This window comes from Actinospica acidithermotolerans (assembly GCF_018139625.1).
GTDB classification, from domain to species: domain Bacteria; phylum Actinomycetota; class Actinomycetes; order Streptomycetales; family Catenulisporaceae; genus Actinospica; species Actinospica acidithermotolerans.
In genome coordinates this window covers 1-17,213 of sequence record NZ_JAGSOH010000028.1, presented here as the reverse complement: position 1 = coordinate 17,213, position 17,213 = coordinate 1, and the positions used below count along the sequence as shown (strand labels likewise).

The 17,213-nt window shown below is 70.4% G+C and carries 13 protein-coding genes; 9 read left to right on the top strand and 4 right to left on the bottom strand.

What is annotated here, in order from left to right; translation table 11 throughout:
• Nucleotides 1–291: 291 nt before the first annotated feature.
• Nucleotides 292–1,722: an NsdA family TPR-like regulatory protein gene (locus KDK95_RS12325; RefSeq protein ID WP_212518245.1), complete on the bottom strand. Its 1,431-nt coding sequence runs from the start codon at nt 1,720–1,722 to the stop codon at nt 292–294.
• Between the two features lie 308 nt (nt 1,723–2,030).
• On the opposite strand from KDK95_RS12325, the gene KDK95_RS12320 reads away from it, so the two are divergent.
• Nucleotides 2,031–2,435 carry a WhiB family transcriptional regulator gene (locus KDK95_RS12320; RefSeq protein WP_212518244.1) on the top strand — a complete coding sequence of 135 codons (405 nt, stop codon included), beginning with the start codon at nt 2,031–2,033 and terminating at the stop codon, nt 2,433–2,435.
• An 851-nt stretch (nt 2,436–3,286) separates the two neighbouring features.
• Here the strand turns inward: KDK95_RS12320 and KDK95_RS12315 are convergent.
• Nucleotides 3,287–3,787 (bottom strand): FBP domain-containing protein, encoded by a 501-nt coding sequence (locus KDK95_RS12315; RefSeq protein ID WP_212518243.1) that lies wholly within the window; start codon nt 3,785–3,787, stop codon nt 3,287–3,289.
• Between the two features lie 71 nt (nt 3,788–3,858).
• Between KDK95_RS12315 and KDK95_RS12310 the strand changes: the two genes are divergently transcribed.
• Nucleotides 3,859–4,425, top strand: coding sequence for a TetR/AcrR family transcriptional regulator (locus KDK95_RS12310; RefSeq protein WP_212518242.1), 567 nt, complete (start codon nt 3,859–3,861; stop codon nt 4,423–4,425).
• A 555-nt stretch (nt 4,426–4,980) separates the two neighbouring features.
• Here the strand turns inward: KDK95_RS12310 and KDK95_RS12305 are convergent.
• On the bottom strand, nt 4,981–6,741 hold the full coding sequence (locus tag KDK95_RS12305; RefSeq protein WP_212518241.1) for a glycoside hydrolase family 13 protein: 1,761 nt from the start codon (nt 6,739–6,741) through the stop codon (nt 4,981–4,983).
• A 324-nt stretch (nt 6,742–7,065) separates the two neighbouring features.
• Between KDK95_RS12305 and KDK95_RS12300 the strand changes: the two genes are divergently transcribed.
• The 6 genes from KDK95_RS12300 to KDK95_RS12275 all read left to right on the top strand — a co-directional run bounded on the left by KDK95_RS12300 (nt 7,066) and on the right by KDK95_RS12275 (nt 13,241).
• Nucleotides 7,066–8,244 (top strand): hypothetical protein, encoded by a 1,179-nt coding sequence (locus tag KDK95_RS12300; protein WP_212518240.1) that lies wholly within the window; start codon nt 7,066–7,068, stop codon nt 8,242–8,244.
• 274 nt (nt 8,245–8,518) lie between these two features.
• The gene (locus KDK95_RS12295) at nt 8,519–9,349 is read left to right on the top strand and encodes an MHYT domain-containing protein (protein WP_372463315.1); all 831 of its coding nucleotides are present in this window, start codon (nt 8,519–8,521) and stop codon (nt 9,347–9,349) included.
• On the top strand, nt 9,349–11,892 hold the full coding sequence (locus KDK95_RS12290) for a sensor histidine kinase (protein ID WP_212518238.1): 2,544 nt from the start codon (nt 9,349–9,351) through the stop codon (nt 11,890–11,892). The genes KDK95_RS12295 and KDK95_RS12290 overlap by 1 nt, the downstream gene beginning before the upstream one ends.
• A complete protein-coding gene (locus tag KDK95_RS12285) occupies nt 11,889–12,299 on the top strand; it encodes a roadblock/LC7 domain-containing protein (protein WP_307844323.1) in 411 nt (136 codons plus the stop codon). Before KDK95_RS12290 ends, KDK95_RS12285 begins: the two co-directional genes overlap by 4 nt.
• Nucleotides 12,300–12,304: 5 nt before the next feature.
• Nucleotides 12,305–12,676 (top strand): DUF742 domain-containing protein, encoded by a 372-nt coding sequence (locus tag KDK95_RS12280; RefSeq protein ID WP_212518237.1) that lies wholly within the window; start codon nt 12,305–12,307, stop codon nt 12,674–12,676.
• Nucleotides 12,657–13,241 (top strand): GTP-binding protein, encoded by a 585-nt coding sequence (locus KDK95_RS12275; RefSeq protein WP_212518236.1) that lies wholly within the window; start codon nt 12,657–12,659, stop codon nt 13,239–13,241. Before KDK95_RS12280 ends, KDK95_RS12275 begins: the two co-directional genes overlap by 20 nt.
• A gap of 485 nt (nt 13,242–13,726) precedes the next feature.
• Here KDK95_RS12275 and KDK95_RS12270 read toward each other — a convergent pair whose 3' ends face one another.
• Nucleotides 13,727–15,334: a S53 family peptidase gene (locus tag KDK95_RS12270; protein WP_212518235.1), complete on the bottom strand. Its 1,608-nt coding sequence runs from the start codon at nt 15,332–15,334 to the stop codon at nt 13,727–13,729.
• A gap of 369 nt (nt 15,335–15,703) precedes the next feature.
• Here KDK95_RS12270 and KDK95_RS12265 point away from each other — a divergent pair, with 369 nt between their 5' ends.
• A complete protein-coding gene (locus tag KDK95_RS12265; protein ID WP_307844325.1) occupies nt 15,704–16,876 on the top strand; it encodes an HNH endonuclease signature motif containing protein in 1,173 nt (390 codons plus the stop codon).
• Nucleotides 16,877–17,213: the final 337 nt, after the last annotated feature.

The window sequence follows — 17,213 nt, the reverse complement described above, 5'->3', positions numbered from 1 at the left end:
CTGCTCAAGTGCAGTTTTCCGCAGCGATTCGGCGCACTACGCCGGCCCCGCAGCACGCAAAAGCTGCAGGTCTGCGAATTTTCTTCCGACTTGATGCTGAATTTAGCCACGCCGTGACGCGTGGTGCATCGTCTCGAACAGCCTGGTGGATGTCGAGCGGTTCGGGCCGAGGTTCCGGTCGGCGAGCGCGCCTTGGCTGCGGGCGTCCCCAGGTGCCTACCGTCGCGAGTGGAAACCGCCCCCGGGCGCCGTGGGTTCGGCGCCCGAGGGCGGCAGTCTGCGGATCCGCGGTCAGGCGGCGACCAGGGCCTGCCTCGCATCGGTCAGCGAGTCCAGGATGCGGCTCGGCGCGCCGCCCTGCTCGAGCCGCCGGTGCACGGCGTCGACCCGGTCTAGGCCTGTGGCGTACCAGTGGCGACCGAGCTGGTCGACGGCCGCTTCGAGCAGCCGTGCCGCCTCCTCGTACTCGCCCTGCCTGGCCCGTGCGCCGGCCAGGTCGGCCAGGGTGATCGAGCGCTGCTTGCCCGCCGCCGGGGTCAACCCGCGCAGGTTGTGCTCCAGCGCCTCGGCGGCCCGGCCCGGCCGACCCGCTGCCAGCTGGCAGAAGCCGGAGAACCCGGTCAGCCGGGACGCGTCGTAGTAGTCCAGCCACTCCGGACGGGACGGTCCACCGCGGCCCAGCTCGGCCTCGGCGCGGGCGATCGCCTCGGTGGCGGCACGGCCGTCGCCCAGCCTGGCCTCGACCTCGGACTGCACCGCGTACAGCCAGGAACGCTGCTCGGCTCCGGCGCCGCGGAGGCCGACCTCGAGCGCCTGCCGGATCAGCGACCTCGCCTGCCCGGCCACGCCGGCGAAGGCGGGCGGGAACGCCGCCGTGGCCAGCACAGCGCTCAGCAGCGCCGGATCGCCCGCCTCGCGCGCCGCCTGCCGGGCAGTGTCGAAGAACGAAGCGGCCCAGTCGGCCCGTTTCACGTCGAAGAACGACAGCCGTGCCGCCAGCAGGGCGGTCTCGGCCACCGGCGCGGCCAGCCGGGCGCGCAGCATCCCGGAACCGGTCGCGTGCAGCAACTCGGTGCCGAGTTCGGCGTGCGCGCGGACCGGATCGATCATTGTCTCTGCGGGCACCGTCCAGTACAGCGCGCGCTGCTGCGCGGTGATCGCCGCGTACCCCGCAACGGCCTGCGGGTCCAGGGCGGAACGCCGGGCCGCCGTGCCGAGGGCGGTGGTCCCCGCCCGCTCGGTCCGCGTCGCCGCCGCGGCCGGCCGGTCCTGTTCGGCCCATACGCTCGCGGTTGAACCGAGGGCCACGGCCCCGGCGACGAACTGACGCCTTTTCACTGGTTCTGCTCTCTCTCGGTCGTCGTGGTACGACCGGGCGATGTTCGCTCCCCCTGGAGGCGGTCCTGTCTCCTCGTCCAGCTCGTGCCGCGGAGCGCCCGGCCACGGGGCCGGGAAGCCCATGCGCTCGATCGGCAAGCCGAAGAGGGACTCGAGGACCTCTTGGTACGCGGGCAGCGGCAGTGGCGGATCGGCGCCCTCCCAGCGGCGCACCTGCCGCACCGAGAGCGACAGGGCCCGCCCGACCTGGCGGGAGCGCTCCTCGAAGGCGAGCGCCAGGTCGGCCTGGGTCCAGTAGCGGCGTCGGCGCAGTTCGCGCAGCGTCACCACGTCGGTCTGCCCGTCCGGGGTGTGCCGCCGATCCTCCGGCTGCGGTGCTGTCATATGACAGAAGGTAGCCATCCGCTCGCATATGCGGGCTGCAATTGCATGAAACCACCCCCGCGAGGGAGTGCACGGGCGCAAAGTGCGCCGTGCGCGAGGACGCGCGCGCCCCCTGGTGAGAGGGGTGGCGCGCCGCCGGGGGCGGAAAAGAGCGAATCGGGGGCGCGAATCGGGAACGGTTCGAGCGCCGCAGTCGTCGTATTCAGTAGGCCGAGACCGGATCGAGATTTAGCCGAACGGCGGGAACACCCGTTCGGCGTCGTCCGTTTGACGCCTTGAAAGACGAGTCGAGTGGAGGGGAAGACGACATGACTCGAACGGAAACGGCCGCTGCTTCCATGGCGGGCGCCTCCGTGAGCGGCGGGCTCGCGCTGCTGCCGGAGCGCCGGTCGGCGCGCAACGCGGCGCGGATCCCGGCGATCGCGGATCTGCGTCTGGGCTGGCAGGAGCAGGCGCGGTGCCAGGGGGCGGACGCGCGGCTTTTCTTCGGGCCGGAGAAGGAGCGCACGCGGGACCGCGAGGCCCGCGAGGGCGAGGCGAAGCAGATCTGCGCCTCGTGCCCGGTGCTGCGCGAGTGCCGTGCGCACGCGCTCGGCACCCCTGAGCTGTTCGGCGTCTGGGGCGGGCTGAGCGAGGCCGATCGGGAGCTGGCGACAGGTTCGTCCTTCGGCCGCCGCATCCCGCGCCCGCGCGCGGTGGCCGCGCTGCGTTGAGAAACTGGAAAGGTTCTGCGAAGTAAAGCATCCTCAAAAACCAAAAACGCCGCAGGCATCGGATAACGCGGCAAGACGAGGCGATGAACGGCAGGTGCCGAGCCGTTCATCGCCGGGTCCTGAACGAGCCCGGGCCGAATCTATCGCTGTGCCCTGAGACGCGGCTGCGCGGCGCACATGGTGGCCGCGCCGTGGTGGTCCGTGGAAACCGTCGGGTTCGGCGGGTGCCGGGGCGTGGTAGCTCCGGAAGCAGGCGGCACACGAGGGTGCGCTCTGATGAGGAACGGGAACGGAGCGGGGTCACGGGTGGAACCAGCTTAAAGTCGGGCCAGAAATAGAGACGCTCACGTTCTGGCGCCGGGGCCCGATGCGCCCCCAACCCAATCGCGAAACAGCTCGTAGCGCTCGGGGTAAGGGGTGGGCGCGGAGCGAGGGCACGGTGGGGGCAGCTCGCGGCGGCCTGGACCCAGCCAGCGCGCGCATCACGTTCGCGACCTGGGCTCTGATGCGCCCTGAATCGAAGAAGTTCGCAGTGCACGGGTGATCGAGCAGCAGCGCCATCGAAGGTTGCTGCATCCGGGCCGGCCACGATGGCCTCAGCTGGTGCTCGTGAGCACGTGCTTGCCAATCTCACTTGCGCGCGGCTATTTTTCCGCGCCATTCGGGCTGGCGCAGGTAGGCGCGAGGCCGGACCGGCCCAGTCAGGACGAGCAGTCGCACTCCGGCCATCGCCCACCATAATCAGTCGCCCACGATAAACAGCACTCACCGCGGTTGGGCGATCCCGACGACGACGCCGAGGTCCTTCGACACTAAGACGGCCACGGGGACGTCGGCGGGGAAATTCTGCATCATCCTGCGGTGATCTTGTTCAGGAAGGCGTCCAGGCCCTTTTCGACCCGCGCGATGCGCGCCTGCGTCTCCAGCGTTTCGTCGAGCAGCGTGCCTGCGGAAACCTTCTTGCCGCGAACATAGAGCGAGCAGGCCAGGTCGGAGCAGATGTACTGGCCGACCGTGTTCCCGTTGCGGCCGGACTCCCCCGCCCTGCGCGCGCTGAGCAGCGCTACGCCCCCGCCGGTGCGGGTGGTCTTGCAGATGCTGCAGATGCTGCGCGCGGTGAATCCACGTCCGCCGCCCGAGGCGCTGCGCAGCGATACGCCGACCAACCCCTTTTCTCCTCGCTCCGCCACGAGGTATCCGCGGTCGGGCGCGCCAGGGTCGCGCCAGCCGAGGAAGTCCAGATCCTCCCACGGCACGTCGGCGAAGTCGCGTGGCAGGTTCATCCGCAGCGCCTCCCCCTTCGAGCAGTTGACGAAGCAGGTGCGGATTTCGCTCTCAGTGACGGGTCTCATGGTCGGCAGCCAAGCATGCCTAGAGGTATTATGCAACTTCCTAAGGCTTTTAGGTTCGATGGAGGTCGCACGTGGCGCGCGCAGGTGTGAGTGTCGAGGGCTTGGCCCAGGCCGCAGCGGAGCTGGCCGATGAGGTCGGGTTCGAGCAGGTCACCGTCTCGGCGTTGGCGCGGCGCTTCGGCGTGACGGTCGCGAGCCTCTACTCGCACATCAAGAGCGCGGATGAGCTGCGCGTGCGCGTTGCGGCGTTGGCGTTGACCGAACTCGCGGATCGGGCGGCAGACGCGCTGGCCGGGCGCGCGGGGAAGGACGCGCTTGTTGCGTTCGCGGCCGCGTATCGGGATTACGCCAAGGAGCATCCCGGCCGATACGCGGCGGCCGGGCTTCGAATTGACGCGTCGTCGCTCGCAGCCGCACCGGCCATGCGGCACAGCGCACTCACGCGGTCGATTCTGCGCGAGTACAAGCTGCCGGAAGGCGAGGACGTACATGCGGTGCGCCTTCTCGGCAGCACGTTCCACGGCTTCGCGAACCTAGAGATGTCGGGCGCGTTCGTGCATTCCGGCGACGTGGAGGGCTCCTGGGCGCGCGTCATTGACGCCCTACACGTGGCACTCGTGAACTGGCCGCGTCCCTAGTCTTTCGTCGGGTACCCGGAGTCGCGCTCCTGACATTCGGTCAGATCAGACGGGCTCGGATGCACTCAGCGGCACCGCAAATTACTGCCCAGCGGTAGCAACAGCCCTCCACGATGCCGCCTCCGGGAATGCGCCGTGCAATCAACGCTCGGCCAGGGCGCTGCGAGATATCGCCTCGGCCGGCCACGTCTGAGCACTCGGTTGGGGCGCAGCTTAAAATCCCCGCGCCGCTGACCCACGAGTACCGCGAAGCGAAGCGACGCCTCGCACCACGCCACGCCACGCCACGCCGCACCGCACCGCACCGCACCGCGCCGCACCGCACCGGCACCACGCCACACCGCGCTCCGCCGTACCGCACTCGAACAGCTCAGCCGCCGACAACCATCTCGGCTGCGAAAACTCCCACCGCCGTGACGAGAGCGCCGCGCCCCTGACTACGCGCCCCTGACTACGCGCCCTCGACTACGCGCCCCTGACTATCAGCCAAGGGCGCGGCGAAGTAATTCGCGCGACGGCTGCCGCGATTTGCATTCAGCGGATCGTCGAACCCGCTCAGCGGCTGCTGCGGTCGCCGTCGGTCCACCATGCCGTGGAGTCCGGCGGCAGGCCGACCGTGGCGACCGAACCGCTAAGCCCGGCGTCAGCGACCTGGGCCGCTGCCTCGTCCATGTCCACACTCGCAAGCTCGAGAACGCCCGGCCGGCGGATTGTTATCGGGGTCGTGCCGACGTTCACCGTGCAGACGAAGCCGGGGGCGCGGCGGAACACGAGGAGGTCGTTCGGGTCGCCCGCGATGACCTCGGGGTCCTCGGGCCAGTCGAGGTGGCCGTCGCCGAGGGCGGGGAGGTCGCGGCGGAGCTTGAGTGCGCGGCGGTAGAGGCCGAGGGTGGAGGCGGCGTCGTCCCACTGGGCTTCGACCGTCTTCTCGCGCCAGCGCGCGGGGGCGGGGAGCCATCCTGCGGCGATGTTCAGCGGCGTGAAGTTGTACGGGGACTCGCTGCCGCCCCAGGGCAGGGGGACGCGGCAGCCGTCGCGGCCCGAGGAGCCGTCCTCGCTGCGCAGGCGCTGCGGATCCTGGAGCAGTTCCTCCGGCAGGTCGAGCACCTCTTCCAGCCCGAGCTCCTCGCCCTGGTACAGGTACGCGGAGCCGGGCAGCGCCAGCATCATGAGCGCCGCGGCGCGTGCGCGGCGCAGACCGCTCTCGCCACCGCCGTAGCGGGTTACGTGGCGGCGGATGTCGTGGTTGGAGAGCACCCACGTGGTCGGGGCTCCGACCAGCGACGACGTGCGCAGCGAGTCCTCGATCACCGAGCGCAGCTCGTCGCGCTGCCACGGGGTGCCGAGGAAGTGGAAGTTGAACGCCTGGTGCAGCTCGTCCGGGCGGACGTATGCGGCCAGCCGCTCGAGCGAGGGCGCCCAGGCCTCGGCGACCGCGATGCGCTGACCTGGGTATTCGTCGAGGATGCGCCGCCACGAGCGGTGGATGTCGTGTACCTCGTCCTGGTCGAAATACGGCAGCACGGCGCTGCCGAGCATCTCGATCTGGTCGGTGTAGCCGACGTCCGGCAGGCCCTCCTGCTTGATCATCCCGTGTGCCACGTCGATCCGGAAGCCGTCCACGCCGCGGTCGAGCCAGAAGCGCAGGATCTGCTCGTGCTCGTCACGCACCTCGGGGTGCGACCAGTTGAGGTCGGGCTGCGCCGGGTCGAAAAGGTGCAGGTACCACTCGCCGGGCTCACCGGTCCGCTCGGCGATCCGGGTCCAGGCGGGCCCGCCGAAGACGGACTCCCAGTCGTTCGGCGGCAGTTCGCCGTCCTCGCCGCGGCCGGCGCGGAAGATGTAGCGGTCGCGCGCGGCGTCGCCGGGGGCGGCGTCGAGGGCCTCGCGGAACCAGCGGTGCGCGGCCGAGGTGTGGTTCGGCACGATGTCCAGGATGACCCGGATGCCGTGCCGGTGGGCCTCGTCGATCAGCGCCTCGGCGTCTCCGAGGGTGCCGAACAGCGGGTCGACCTCGCGGTGTTCGGCCACGTCGTAGCCGCCGTCGGCCATCGGGGAGGCGTAGAACGGGGTGATCCAGACGGCGTCCACGCCGAGCGCCCTGAGGTACGGCAGCCGGGTGCGGATGCCCAGCAGGTCGCCGATCCCGTCGCCGTTACCGTCGGCGAAGGATCGGATGTAGACCTGGTAGATCACCGCATCTCGCCACCACGGAGTCGCCTGCGCGTGGAAGGCGGCGGCCGGGGCGGGCACCGTGGCGGGCTTGCTTGGCGACTGCGTCCTGGTCGCGCCCTCGGCGTGGCCGGTCACCGTCATTCCATCGATCCTCTCAAGGCGCGCACGAAAAGGTACCGGTCCACGATGCCGCATTTGTGAGGAATATGTAAAACGGCGTAACAGGCGTGGTCCGATGTATCCGGTGCGTCTGCCGGACAAGATTGCTGACTCATCGGAGCCCGCCACGGTTGCGCCACGGGGGTAGAGACTGTCAGGTCCGGAGGGTTCCCACTGGTCGGAAGAGGGGATCACTCGATGCGGATCCGGCGCGTTCGAGCGCTCGCCGGGCTTGTGGAGGTGGACATGCGGTCGGGTCCGGTGCCGGAGAACCGGCGGGAGGCAGAGCTGTGTCACACTGCGAACGTGGCCACGCACCAGCAGCAGACCCGGGGACAGGCGGCCCGCCAGTCCCCGCCGCCGCCCGCGCCCCAGCGCAAGCCGCGGGGGCCCGTCCCCGTGCCTGCGGCGAAGGGTCCGCAGCAGCGGCAGCCGGGGTCCGAGCCCGCGGGGCCGAAGCCTACGGCGCGCAACGTCGATCCGGCCGGCGGCCTGTTCGGCCGGCTGCGGGTGCGGGGCACGCGGCGGCGGCTGCGAAAATTGCCGGCGTCGGCGGCGCGTGACCGGCAGCCTTTCGACCTGGGCGGCATGCACTGGCTGCCGCAGCTGTCCGGGGCGCTCGAGCCCGCGCTGGTCCTGCACGCCGGGCACGGCGGGCCGCCTGAGCTGCTGGCCGTCGCCGAGATCGCGACCAGCGTGCTGCGGGGCGCCGACACGCGCGACCTCGCGGCCCGGCTCGGCGAATGCCTGAACACGCCCCCGGCAGCCGGGACCGTACGGCGTATCCAGCTGCTTTACCAGGTCCCGGGCCCCGCCGGCCGTACTCGCGCGTACGCGGTGCTGTCCCTCGCCTATCACCCGGCGCTGATCGGCCGCGCTGCAAAACTTTGCCAGGGCGAACGTGGCCTGGCGCTCGTCGCGACGAAGGCGGCGCAGAACGTCTTCGCCCAGCTGAGCAGGGACGACGCGACCGGCGGACGGCTTGGCCCGCTGGTGCCGCTGGACCGCGCGGCGGTGACCGGCCTGCTCGGCTCGCTGCTGCTGCCCGGCCGCGGCCCGCTCCCCGGCCCCCGGCATGCGGAAACCCCCTGGCAGCCCGAAGAGGTGGACGCCCGGGCCCCGCGCGGCTGCGCAGTGACCGGCGGCTCCGGCCCGCGCGCGGCGACCTGGTGGCACGCGACGGGCTGGGTCAAGCAGTGGCCGCGCACGCTCGGCGGCGCGATCGACCTGGCGGCGCCGGCCGCCTTCCTGCCCTCGGGCGTGACGGGCGCGGCCTCGATCGTGGTCGGCCCGGCCGGCCGCGAAGGGGAGATCTCCGCCGCGGGATTCGTCACCGTCTCGGCACGGGACGCGAACGAGCTCGAACTCGCCCGTGTGGGTGCCCATGCGGCGGCCGAGAGCGGCGGCGCGGTGCTGGAGTTCTGCGACCGCCGGCACCACGTGGCGATCGGCCGTACGCTGCCGCTGGCGCAGGGCCTCCGTTAAGTTTACCGACACTCTGTCGGTTCTCTACCCGGCGTCGACTACCGTACGTGGCCGGTGTATCAATGTTCGAAACCGCCCGGCAGCGTCACGAAATCTCACCGAACGTCATGCTCCGGGCACTCAGGGCTGTCCCATAGCCTCCCCTGCGGCCACTCCCCCTCCGCTCAAGATCGGGAAAAGTTCGGGGAAAAAACCACGGGCCGCCCACCACCCGTGCCATCGTCGGGGTCTGCCACGAATAACGAAATGACCACGAAGGGGCGCCATGGGCTCGATGGGGATGATCAGCGAGACGGGCTTCGGCTGGCTGACCCCGGTGCTGTCGTACCTGATGGCCTGCGTCGGCGGCGCTCTCGGGCTGCGCGCCACGCTGCGGGCGGTGCACGCGGCGGACCGCCGAAGCCGCCGCAACTGGCTGATATCAGCCGCGATCGCGATCGGCACCGGCATCTGGACCATGCACTTCATCGCCATGCTCGGATTCACCGTGACCGGCTCGCAGGTCCGCTACAACGTGCCGCTCACGCTGCTGAGCCTCGTTGTGGCGATCGTCGTCGTCGGCGTCGGCGTCTTCGTCGTGGCGCACGGCGGCGGACGGCCCCGCTCGCTGGCCGGCGGCGGGCTCGCCACCGGATTCGGTGTCGCGGCGATGCACTACATCGGCATGTCGGCGGTCCACATCGACGGCGTCATCCACTACGCGGACTGGGAGGTCGGTGCCTCGGTCGCCATCGCAACCGTCGCCGCCACCGCCGCGCTGTGGGCATCGCTGACCATCCACAACCCGCTCGCCACGCTCGGCGCCAGCCTCGTGATGGGCATCGCGGTGAGCGCGATGCACTACACGGGGATGGCCGCAGTGCGTGTGTTCGTCGATGCCGGCGGGCCGCCTCCTTCGGGCGCGACCGCGATGGACTTCATCTTCCCGCTGACGGTCGGGCTCGGTTCCTACCTGTTCCTGACGGCCGCTTACGTGGGACTTTCCGACACCGGCTCGACGGCGCCGATCCAGGTACCGGCCCCGGCGGCCGCCGCCCAGGCTCCGTCCGCCGCCGCGCCCGGTCCGGTCTCGCGCCGCCCGCTGATGGACGGACCCGGCCGCTGATGACAACTCAGACGACCCCGTCCACGTCGGATTTCCCCGTCGAGCAGCGCCGGTCGCGCCGCGCCGCGCACCGCCGTCCCGTCGAGCCGCCGCAGGCGCCGGTCCGCCAGTCCCGGCCCCGTCGCAGGTTCCGCTTTGCCCCGCGAACCGTCCGCGCCCGAATCGTCAGCCTGCTCGCGCTTCCCGTGGTCTCTTTGACAGCGCTGTGGGGAATTGCCGCAGTCAACACGATCAGTGCCGCGTACAACCAGTCGCAGCTGAAGACGCTGGACTCCTCAGTCGCCGCGCCACTCGACAATACGGTCACAGCGTTGCAGGAGGAACGCTCGGAGGCGGTTTCCTACCTCGCCGTGACCGGCGCCGCCCCGACGACGCTCAACGCGCGTATTTCGGCGTCCCGCGACGAGGAGGCGATGTTGCGCCTCGGCGTGAACCAATCGGCGGCGGCTGCGGCCGACCTGGACCCGCAGCTTCCGATTCGACTGACGACCACGATGAAGGCCATGGACGCGCTCAGCGCGATCCGCACTGGAATCATCGGGCACTCGCTGTCCGTATCCAGCGCGGACAACGCGTACGCCACGGCCATCGCCGACGCGCTCAACGTACAGGCCACGCTCGCCACGATCTCGGGAGCGTCATCGACAGCGCAGGCGGCGCTGAATCTTTCCGAGGCACGCGAGCAACTGGCCCTTCAGGATGCACTGCTCGGCGGCATGCATAACTCAGGCGCACTGAGCGGAGCCGCGTACCCGGCGTTCGTCGGCGCAGTCTACGCGGAGCGCTCGTATCTGCGTCAGGCCGCGATGAGCGTGGCCGACCCGACGGCCACCATCACCGGTCAGTCTCTCACGGCGCTGCAGAACGCCGTGATCGTCGCCGGTCCGGGCCAGAATGCGGACAACGCCGCGCCGGCCCGCGCTTGGGACTCGCTCGCGCCGACCGTGCTCGCCGACCTCGACTCCGCCTCGCGGACCGCGGCCACGCCGGCATCCGAGAATCCCTACAGCAGGCTGCTGACGACCGGCTCAGGGTTCGGCGTCCTGCTCGGCCTTTTCGCCCTCATCGTCAGCCTGGTGATCTCGGTGGGCATCGGACGACGGCTGGTCACCGATCTGGTCGGGCTGCGCGATTACGCCCTCGACCTCGCCGGGCGGCGTCTGCCCGAGACGATGGCGAAGCTGCGCGCCGGGCAGAACGTCGTACCGCAGCAGCAGGCTCCGCCGCTTGATCCGCGGGCCGGTGAGCTCGGCGAGGTCGCCGAGGCGCTCGCCGTCGCGTCCCAGGCCGCCATGCAGGCCGCCGTGGAACGCGCGGAGCTCGTCTCGGGCGTGTCCGGGGTCTTCCTCAACCTCGCTCGACGGAGCCAGGTGCTCGTGCACCGTCAGCTCGGGCTGCTGGACGCCATGGAGCGTCGGATCGAGGAACCGGATCACCTCGAGGATCTTTTCCGCCTCGACCACCTGGCGACGCGCATGCGCCGTCACGCGGAAGGCCTGATCATCCTGTCCGGCGCGACGCCGGGCCGGGCGTGGCGGCACCCGGTCGACCTGACCGACGTGGTGCGCGCCGCAGCGGCCGAGGCCGAGGACTACCCGCGCGTCGAGGTACGCCGGATGCCGAGGGCGCGTGTGCTCGGCCCGGTCGTGGCCGACCTGACTCACCTGCTCGCGGAGCTGATCGAGAACGCCACCTCGTTCTCGCCTCCGCACACCCGCGTCGTGGTCGGCGGCGAGCCGGTCGGCTCCGGATTCGCGATCGAGATCGAGGACCGCGGCCTGGGCATGAGCCCGGAGGCGCTGCGCGAGGCGAACCGACGGATCGGCGAGTCCAGCGGCGATGATCTCTTCGACAGTGACCGGCTCGGCCTGTTCGTGGTATCCCGGCTGGCCCGTCGGCACGAGGTCCGCGTCAGCCTGTGCGCCTCGGCGTACGGGGGGATCACGGCCGTGGTGCTCATCCCGAGCAGTGTGATGCAGAGCCCTGGTGAGTCCGACGAACAGCCGACCGCGCTGGACGAGCCCGGCGGCGGGCAGCGGATCGGCGGCCCGCGCGGCGTCGCCCCGGCCGGCGGCCTCGCGGCCTCGGTCATCACCGCGGCCACCGCCCCGGCGCTGGTTCCGCCGCAGCCGACTGCCGAATCGGCGCGGGTCCCGCACACCAACGGGCACTCGCGGGTCTCGGGGACGGTCAAGCCGCGGAATTTCGACGGGCTCGGCGACAGCATCGCGCCGCCCGCGGACAGCGGCATCGAGCTCGGCCCGGACGGACTGCCGCGCCGCGTGCGCCAGGCGAACCTGGCGCCGCAGCTGCGCGCGGCCCCGACGCCGCCGAAGCCCGACGACCCGATGGCCGAACCCGCGGCCGGCGAGGACTCCGGCGACCCGCGGCCGCCGCGTAGCCCAGAGCAGTACCGGGCCACGATGTCCGCGTTCCAGCGCGGATTCACCCGCGGCCGGGCCGAGGGCCCCGCCGACGACCAGCCCTCCGCGCCCGACGCGGCGGCGGACGAGCGAGATGCGAGAGGGGAAGACACCCGGTGAGCGGAACCACGGCCGGCGAGGTCAACTGGCTGCTCGACGAACTGACCACGCGCACGCCCGCGATACGGCACGCCGTGCTCCTGTCGACGGACGGCCTGGCGATGGCGGCCACGCGCAATCTGAGCCGGGAGGACCGCGAGCACCTGGCGGCCGTCTCCAGCGGATTCAACAGCCTGGCGAAGGGCGCGACCCGGCAGTTCGGCGCGGGCGCGGTACGGCAGAGCATGGTCGAGTTCGACGACGGATTCCTGTTCGTGGTCGCGGCTGGATCGGGCGCCTGCCTCGCGGTGTTCGCCGAGGCCGAGTGCGATATCGGCCTGGTCGCCTACGAGATGGCCCGGCTGGTCAAGCAGGTGGGCGAGCACCTGTTCGTGCCCGCGCGCGACGGCCAACCGCAGGCGCCGTGATGCGGATGAACGACCGTCCTTCCTGGTACGACGAGCAGGCGGGGCCGCTGGTGCGGCTCTACGCGCTCACCCGCGGCCGGGCCCGGCCCTCGCCGGTGCTGCTGGACCTGCTGTCGCTGGTCACCGCCGAGAACGACCCGGCGCGCGACCCGATGCTCAGCCCCGAGCAGGCCGCGGTGCTCACACTGTGCCGGATCCGCCCGCGCTCGGTCGCCGACCTGGCGGCCGACCTCGACCTCCCGCTCGGGGTGACTCGGGTGATCCTGACCGACCTGCTCGACTACGGGCACATCCGGGTGACCAGACCCGTGCGCCCCGTGGACATCCCTGATGAGCGACTGCTGCAGGAGGTGATCGATGGACTCCGCGCGCTCTAGCTTTGTGGCGCTGAAGATCCTGGTGGCCGGAGGGTTCGGCGTCGGCAAGACGACTTTGGTCGGCGCGGTGAGCGAGATCCGGCCGCTGCGCACGGAGGAGGCGATGACCACCGCCGGCGTCGGCGTGGACAGCACCGAGGGGGTCGAAGGGAAATCGACCACGACCGTCGCAATGGACTTCGGCCGCATCTCGCTACGCGAGGACCTGGCGCTGTACCTGTTCGGCACTCCCGGGCAGGACCGCTTCTGGTTCCTCTGGGACGAACTGGCGCAGGGAGCCCTCGGCGCCATCGTCCTCGCCGACACCCGCCGCCTCGCCGACTGCTTCCCGGCAGTCGACTACTTCGAGCGGCGCGGCGTGCCCTTCCTCGTCGCGCTGAACAACTTCGACGAAGCCCGCCGCTTCGACCCGGGCTCCGTCGCCGCCGCCCTGGACCTCGACCCCGGCACCCCGGTCATCTCCTGCGACGCCCGCGAGCGCGCGTCGGTCAAGGAGGTGCTGATCACCCTGGTCGAGCACGCCGGCCGCCGACACGCGACGCGGCCGGCCGTGGTCACGCACTGATCGAGGCAGCGCTGCGGTCGAACCTGCGCCGCGGTGAACCTGCCGTCGCCGTGGCCGGCCACCGCAACCGACCCGCAGACCCCCCGCCCGGCCCCGCATCGAAGCGGCCGGGCGGGTTCTCTGTGTGTCGGGGAAGCGGGGACGTGGCGGGCGGCTCCGTAAGTTGCGCATCAGTCCGCGGCGCGGTCTACGCGTGCCAGGACGCACGGCGCGCACCCACCTCCATCCAGCAAATGAGACGGACGGCGCTACGCGTCGCAGGAGACGGCGACGCGAAAACCGCCAAGTAGCGAGGGATCATTGGGCGTGCTCCCCGAGGGCCACAGCAGCACTCCCTAATCAACTCAGTCGTCGGAGCGCCGTTGGCAGCGCCAGGGTCTCGACGCGCGACTGACGCTTGCCGTGCATTCAGCACGCTCAACGTCGGCATTCACTTCGCTCCCAGCGCCGCCATGGGCGCCGTCGACCCCGGCGCTACCACTACGTCAGTTGCCCGCGCCGCTCCCGACGCCCTCGGCGGAAGCGGTGGTTCCAGCAGTCCCGGCCCCAGCCGAGCCGAACAGCGCCGGCAGCGTCGCACCGTCCGGCGTTCCCAGTCCGGTGCACGCGTCCCAGCCCGCCCCCGCCGAATACGCGCCGTTGCTTCCTGACGTCACATCCTGAAAGCCGGGCTGCGCCACACCGGGCTTCACACCCGCGTAGAGCACCGTCTGCAGCAGTCCCAGCTTCTTCCCGGACTGCTGGGCCAGCCGGGCCACAAGCGCGGCCCAGAGCGGCGCTACCGCGCTCGTGCCTCCGATGACCGTGGACGTGCCGTCGATCAGAACCTGGTACCCACTAGCCGGATCTGCATTGCCCGCGACGTCCGGCACGCCACGGCCTGCGGCACCGGTGTCGACGTTGTTCGGCACTCCCGCGCCCGATTGCCAACTCGGGACCGGATACACGGCGCTCACCCCGCCACCGGTCGCCGCACCGTTTTGGTCGTTCCACACCGTCTCCGATGCAATGGCGCCCTTGCCGTCGAGCGCGAGCGTCGTGCCGCCACAGGCCAGGACGTGTGGGCTGGAGGCCGGGAAATCGCAGTGCTGCTTCCCGTCCGTCCCTCCGTCCGTGGAGCCATTGTCGCCGGCTGCAGCCAGCACTGTGATCCCGAGCGCCACTGCATCCGCACACGCCGCATCCAGCGCTTGCAGCGACTGTGCCGACCACGAGTTCTCCGGCCCACCCCAGCTAATCGAGATGGCGGTCGGCGTCGGCGTGGCGTGGGCGGCATCCGTCACCGCGTCCGCAAAGCCCTGGTCCGTGTTGGGTGAGAAATACACCGTGATCGGCGACCCGGGCGCGAGCGCCCCCGCCACCTCGATGTCCAACTGGACCTCGCCGTCCGGTCCGTCAGCCGACCCTGTCGGAGCGTTCGACCCACCATCGACTGGCACTGCCGTGACCTGAGGCGGCGTGACTCCGATCGACTGGAAGTACTGCGTGAGGTTCGCCGCGTCGTACCCGCCACCGAGCTCGATCAGTGCGATCCCTTGGCCGGTGCCGTCGTACGCAGCAGGGAACTGGTAAGCCGCGCCTACCTGCAAAGGCGTGAACGTGCCCGAGGCAGACTGCTTCTTGTGCCGGCGGAAATGCGCCGTCGCCTGAGGCCTGGTGTCGAGCCCGAGCACGGCCACCGTCACGTCACGCAACGAGTCCGGAAGCGAAATTTCCCCGGTCCTGTAACGGAACTCCCCCGCATCCGCGTGCACCGAGCCCGCCTCGTGCCGCGCCCGATGCAGCGAAACCCCGAAGGCGTCCGATAGTTGCCCGACGGTTCCCCTGACCTGAACGCGGCGTGACCCTGCGTCAGCGAAGACGACGTCCAGCCCAAGTCGCTCCACCTCGGTCCGTACCGCCGCCACATCAGCGGGATCCGCCCCGTGCCGCTCGCGCAGTTCCTCGCGGGTGAGCACTACGCTCCCCGCCTGCGGCAGCGGCGATCGCCGCCGCAGGAACAACGTGACGAGCGCGGTCTCAGTGGGGTCTGCGGGCCCCAGAATCTCGGCATGCGGCAGTGGGGATCGGCGCGAGGCCTCGAAGGTGGTCATACATCCTTGATACTCGCCGCACCCCGAGAACACACCCAATCCCCCGAAGTCGGCGCGTCCAGGACGTATGAGATACGCGGGCCACCTCCGTCCGGACTCTACGTCCACTCTCATCCAACACGGCACCCTGCGCCGATACCCATGCATCAAGTCCACCCCTCCCCGCGTAATCGCCTCCACACCGCAAAATTACGCGCCCCATCCGCCCCCAATCAGTCTTTTTGTATGAGTTAATCAAGAAACACACCTTTTATCGGCATGCCTATCTAGACTATAAGTATCCGATCGAACACATGACGTAGGAATGGGGCGGGAGAAATGGGCGGGGTCGCGGAGGTCTTGCGGAATCAGCTCGAACTATTGGCCGAGGTGGACGCGCGCCGGGACGAGATCATCAGCGCGTGCTTGCGGATCGCGCGGGAACTGGAGGCGGCCGACCTCGAGGGCGCGGCCCAGCTGCTGAAACTCGCCGAGGTGATCGGCACCCGCGAGCAGGCCGATCACGGCCAGCTCATCCTCGCCCTCGCCCAGATCGACCGGGTCAAGGCCAGCCGCGGCGGCCTGTCCGCGTGGGTCGCCACCCACCTCGACGCCACCGACGGGCGCGCCCGCGCGATCGCCGAATCGGCCCGCCGCATCGGCGCGATACCCGAACTCGCCGAACCGCTCGCCTCCGGCCGCATAGGCACTGACACCGCACGCGTGCTCACCCGCACCGCCAAAGCCGCTACCGGCACTGGCATCGACACCGTGACCGCCGTCACCCAAGCCCTGACCACCGCCGAAACCCATGGCGTGACCGCCGCCCGGCAGCAGGTCCGCGCCCTGGAACACACGCTCCACCCGGACACAGGGCGAGAAATGATCCCCCGCCAACGCGCCCGTTCTTTCCTCCGCACGGCCGAACTCGAAAACGGCATGTGCCGCATCGAGATCCTGCTCGACGCCGTCCGCGCCACCACCCTGCGATCCGCCATCGACCTGCAAACCGCAGACTGGCTCCGCCAGGCCCAGTACGACCAGGCCCACCCCCTGCCCGACGACGTGCGCACCACCGAGCAAATCAACGTCCAGGCACTCGTGCACCTCGCCGAGATCTTCCACAACGCTCCCGCCAAACTACGCCAGGCCCGCTTCACCCCGCCAATGCTGTACTACTCCCCGCGCAAGAAGGACCCGGCCGGCCTGAGCGAGACCGTCTACGGCACAGTCGTGCCGCAAGACGCGGTCGAGAGTCCCGAGGTTCACCTGCTCGAACTCGACGACGATGGAATCCCCATCGCCCTGGACGGAGTCAGAATCGACACCAACCCGCACACCCGACTCGCCACACCGCCCCAACGCACAGCACTCGCCTACCGCGACCGGCACTGCAGCCACCCCGGCTGCTCAAGGCCGACCACCTACGCACTACACGCCCACCACAAGATCCCCTTCAGCAACGGCGGACCCACCACCACCCGCAACCTGACTCTGCTCTGCGCCGAACACCACGCTCTCACCCATCAACAACATAAACACCAGAAGCTATCGGAAAGCTGACAGGGAAACCCGCCGGCAACGGCAAACGAACACGGGTACGGCAGCGGCAACGGCTCCGGGCAGCACGAGGGACACGACGCCGCACCGAGCAGGCGCGGCACGGGTAAGACGGACGCAGCAAGCAATGCGGCCGCAGCGCGGCAGGACGAACGCAGCGCGAAGTAAGCCGGGGCGGGCGAAGCGCGGCGCACGGCTCCGCCGAGGTCTTGGTGCTCTCCTCGCCTGGCAGGCGCAGCCCTACCAGGGTTCTGCCGGGGGTGCACGCGGCGCAGCGAAAAAGCACCCGCCACCCCTAGCCGCCGCCGCTTGCACCCCCGGCAGGTTCCTGGTCGCCTCA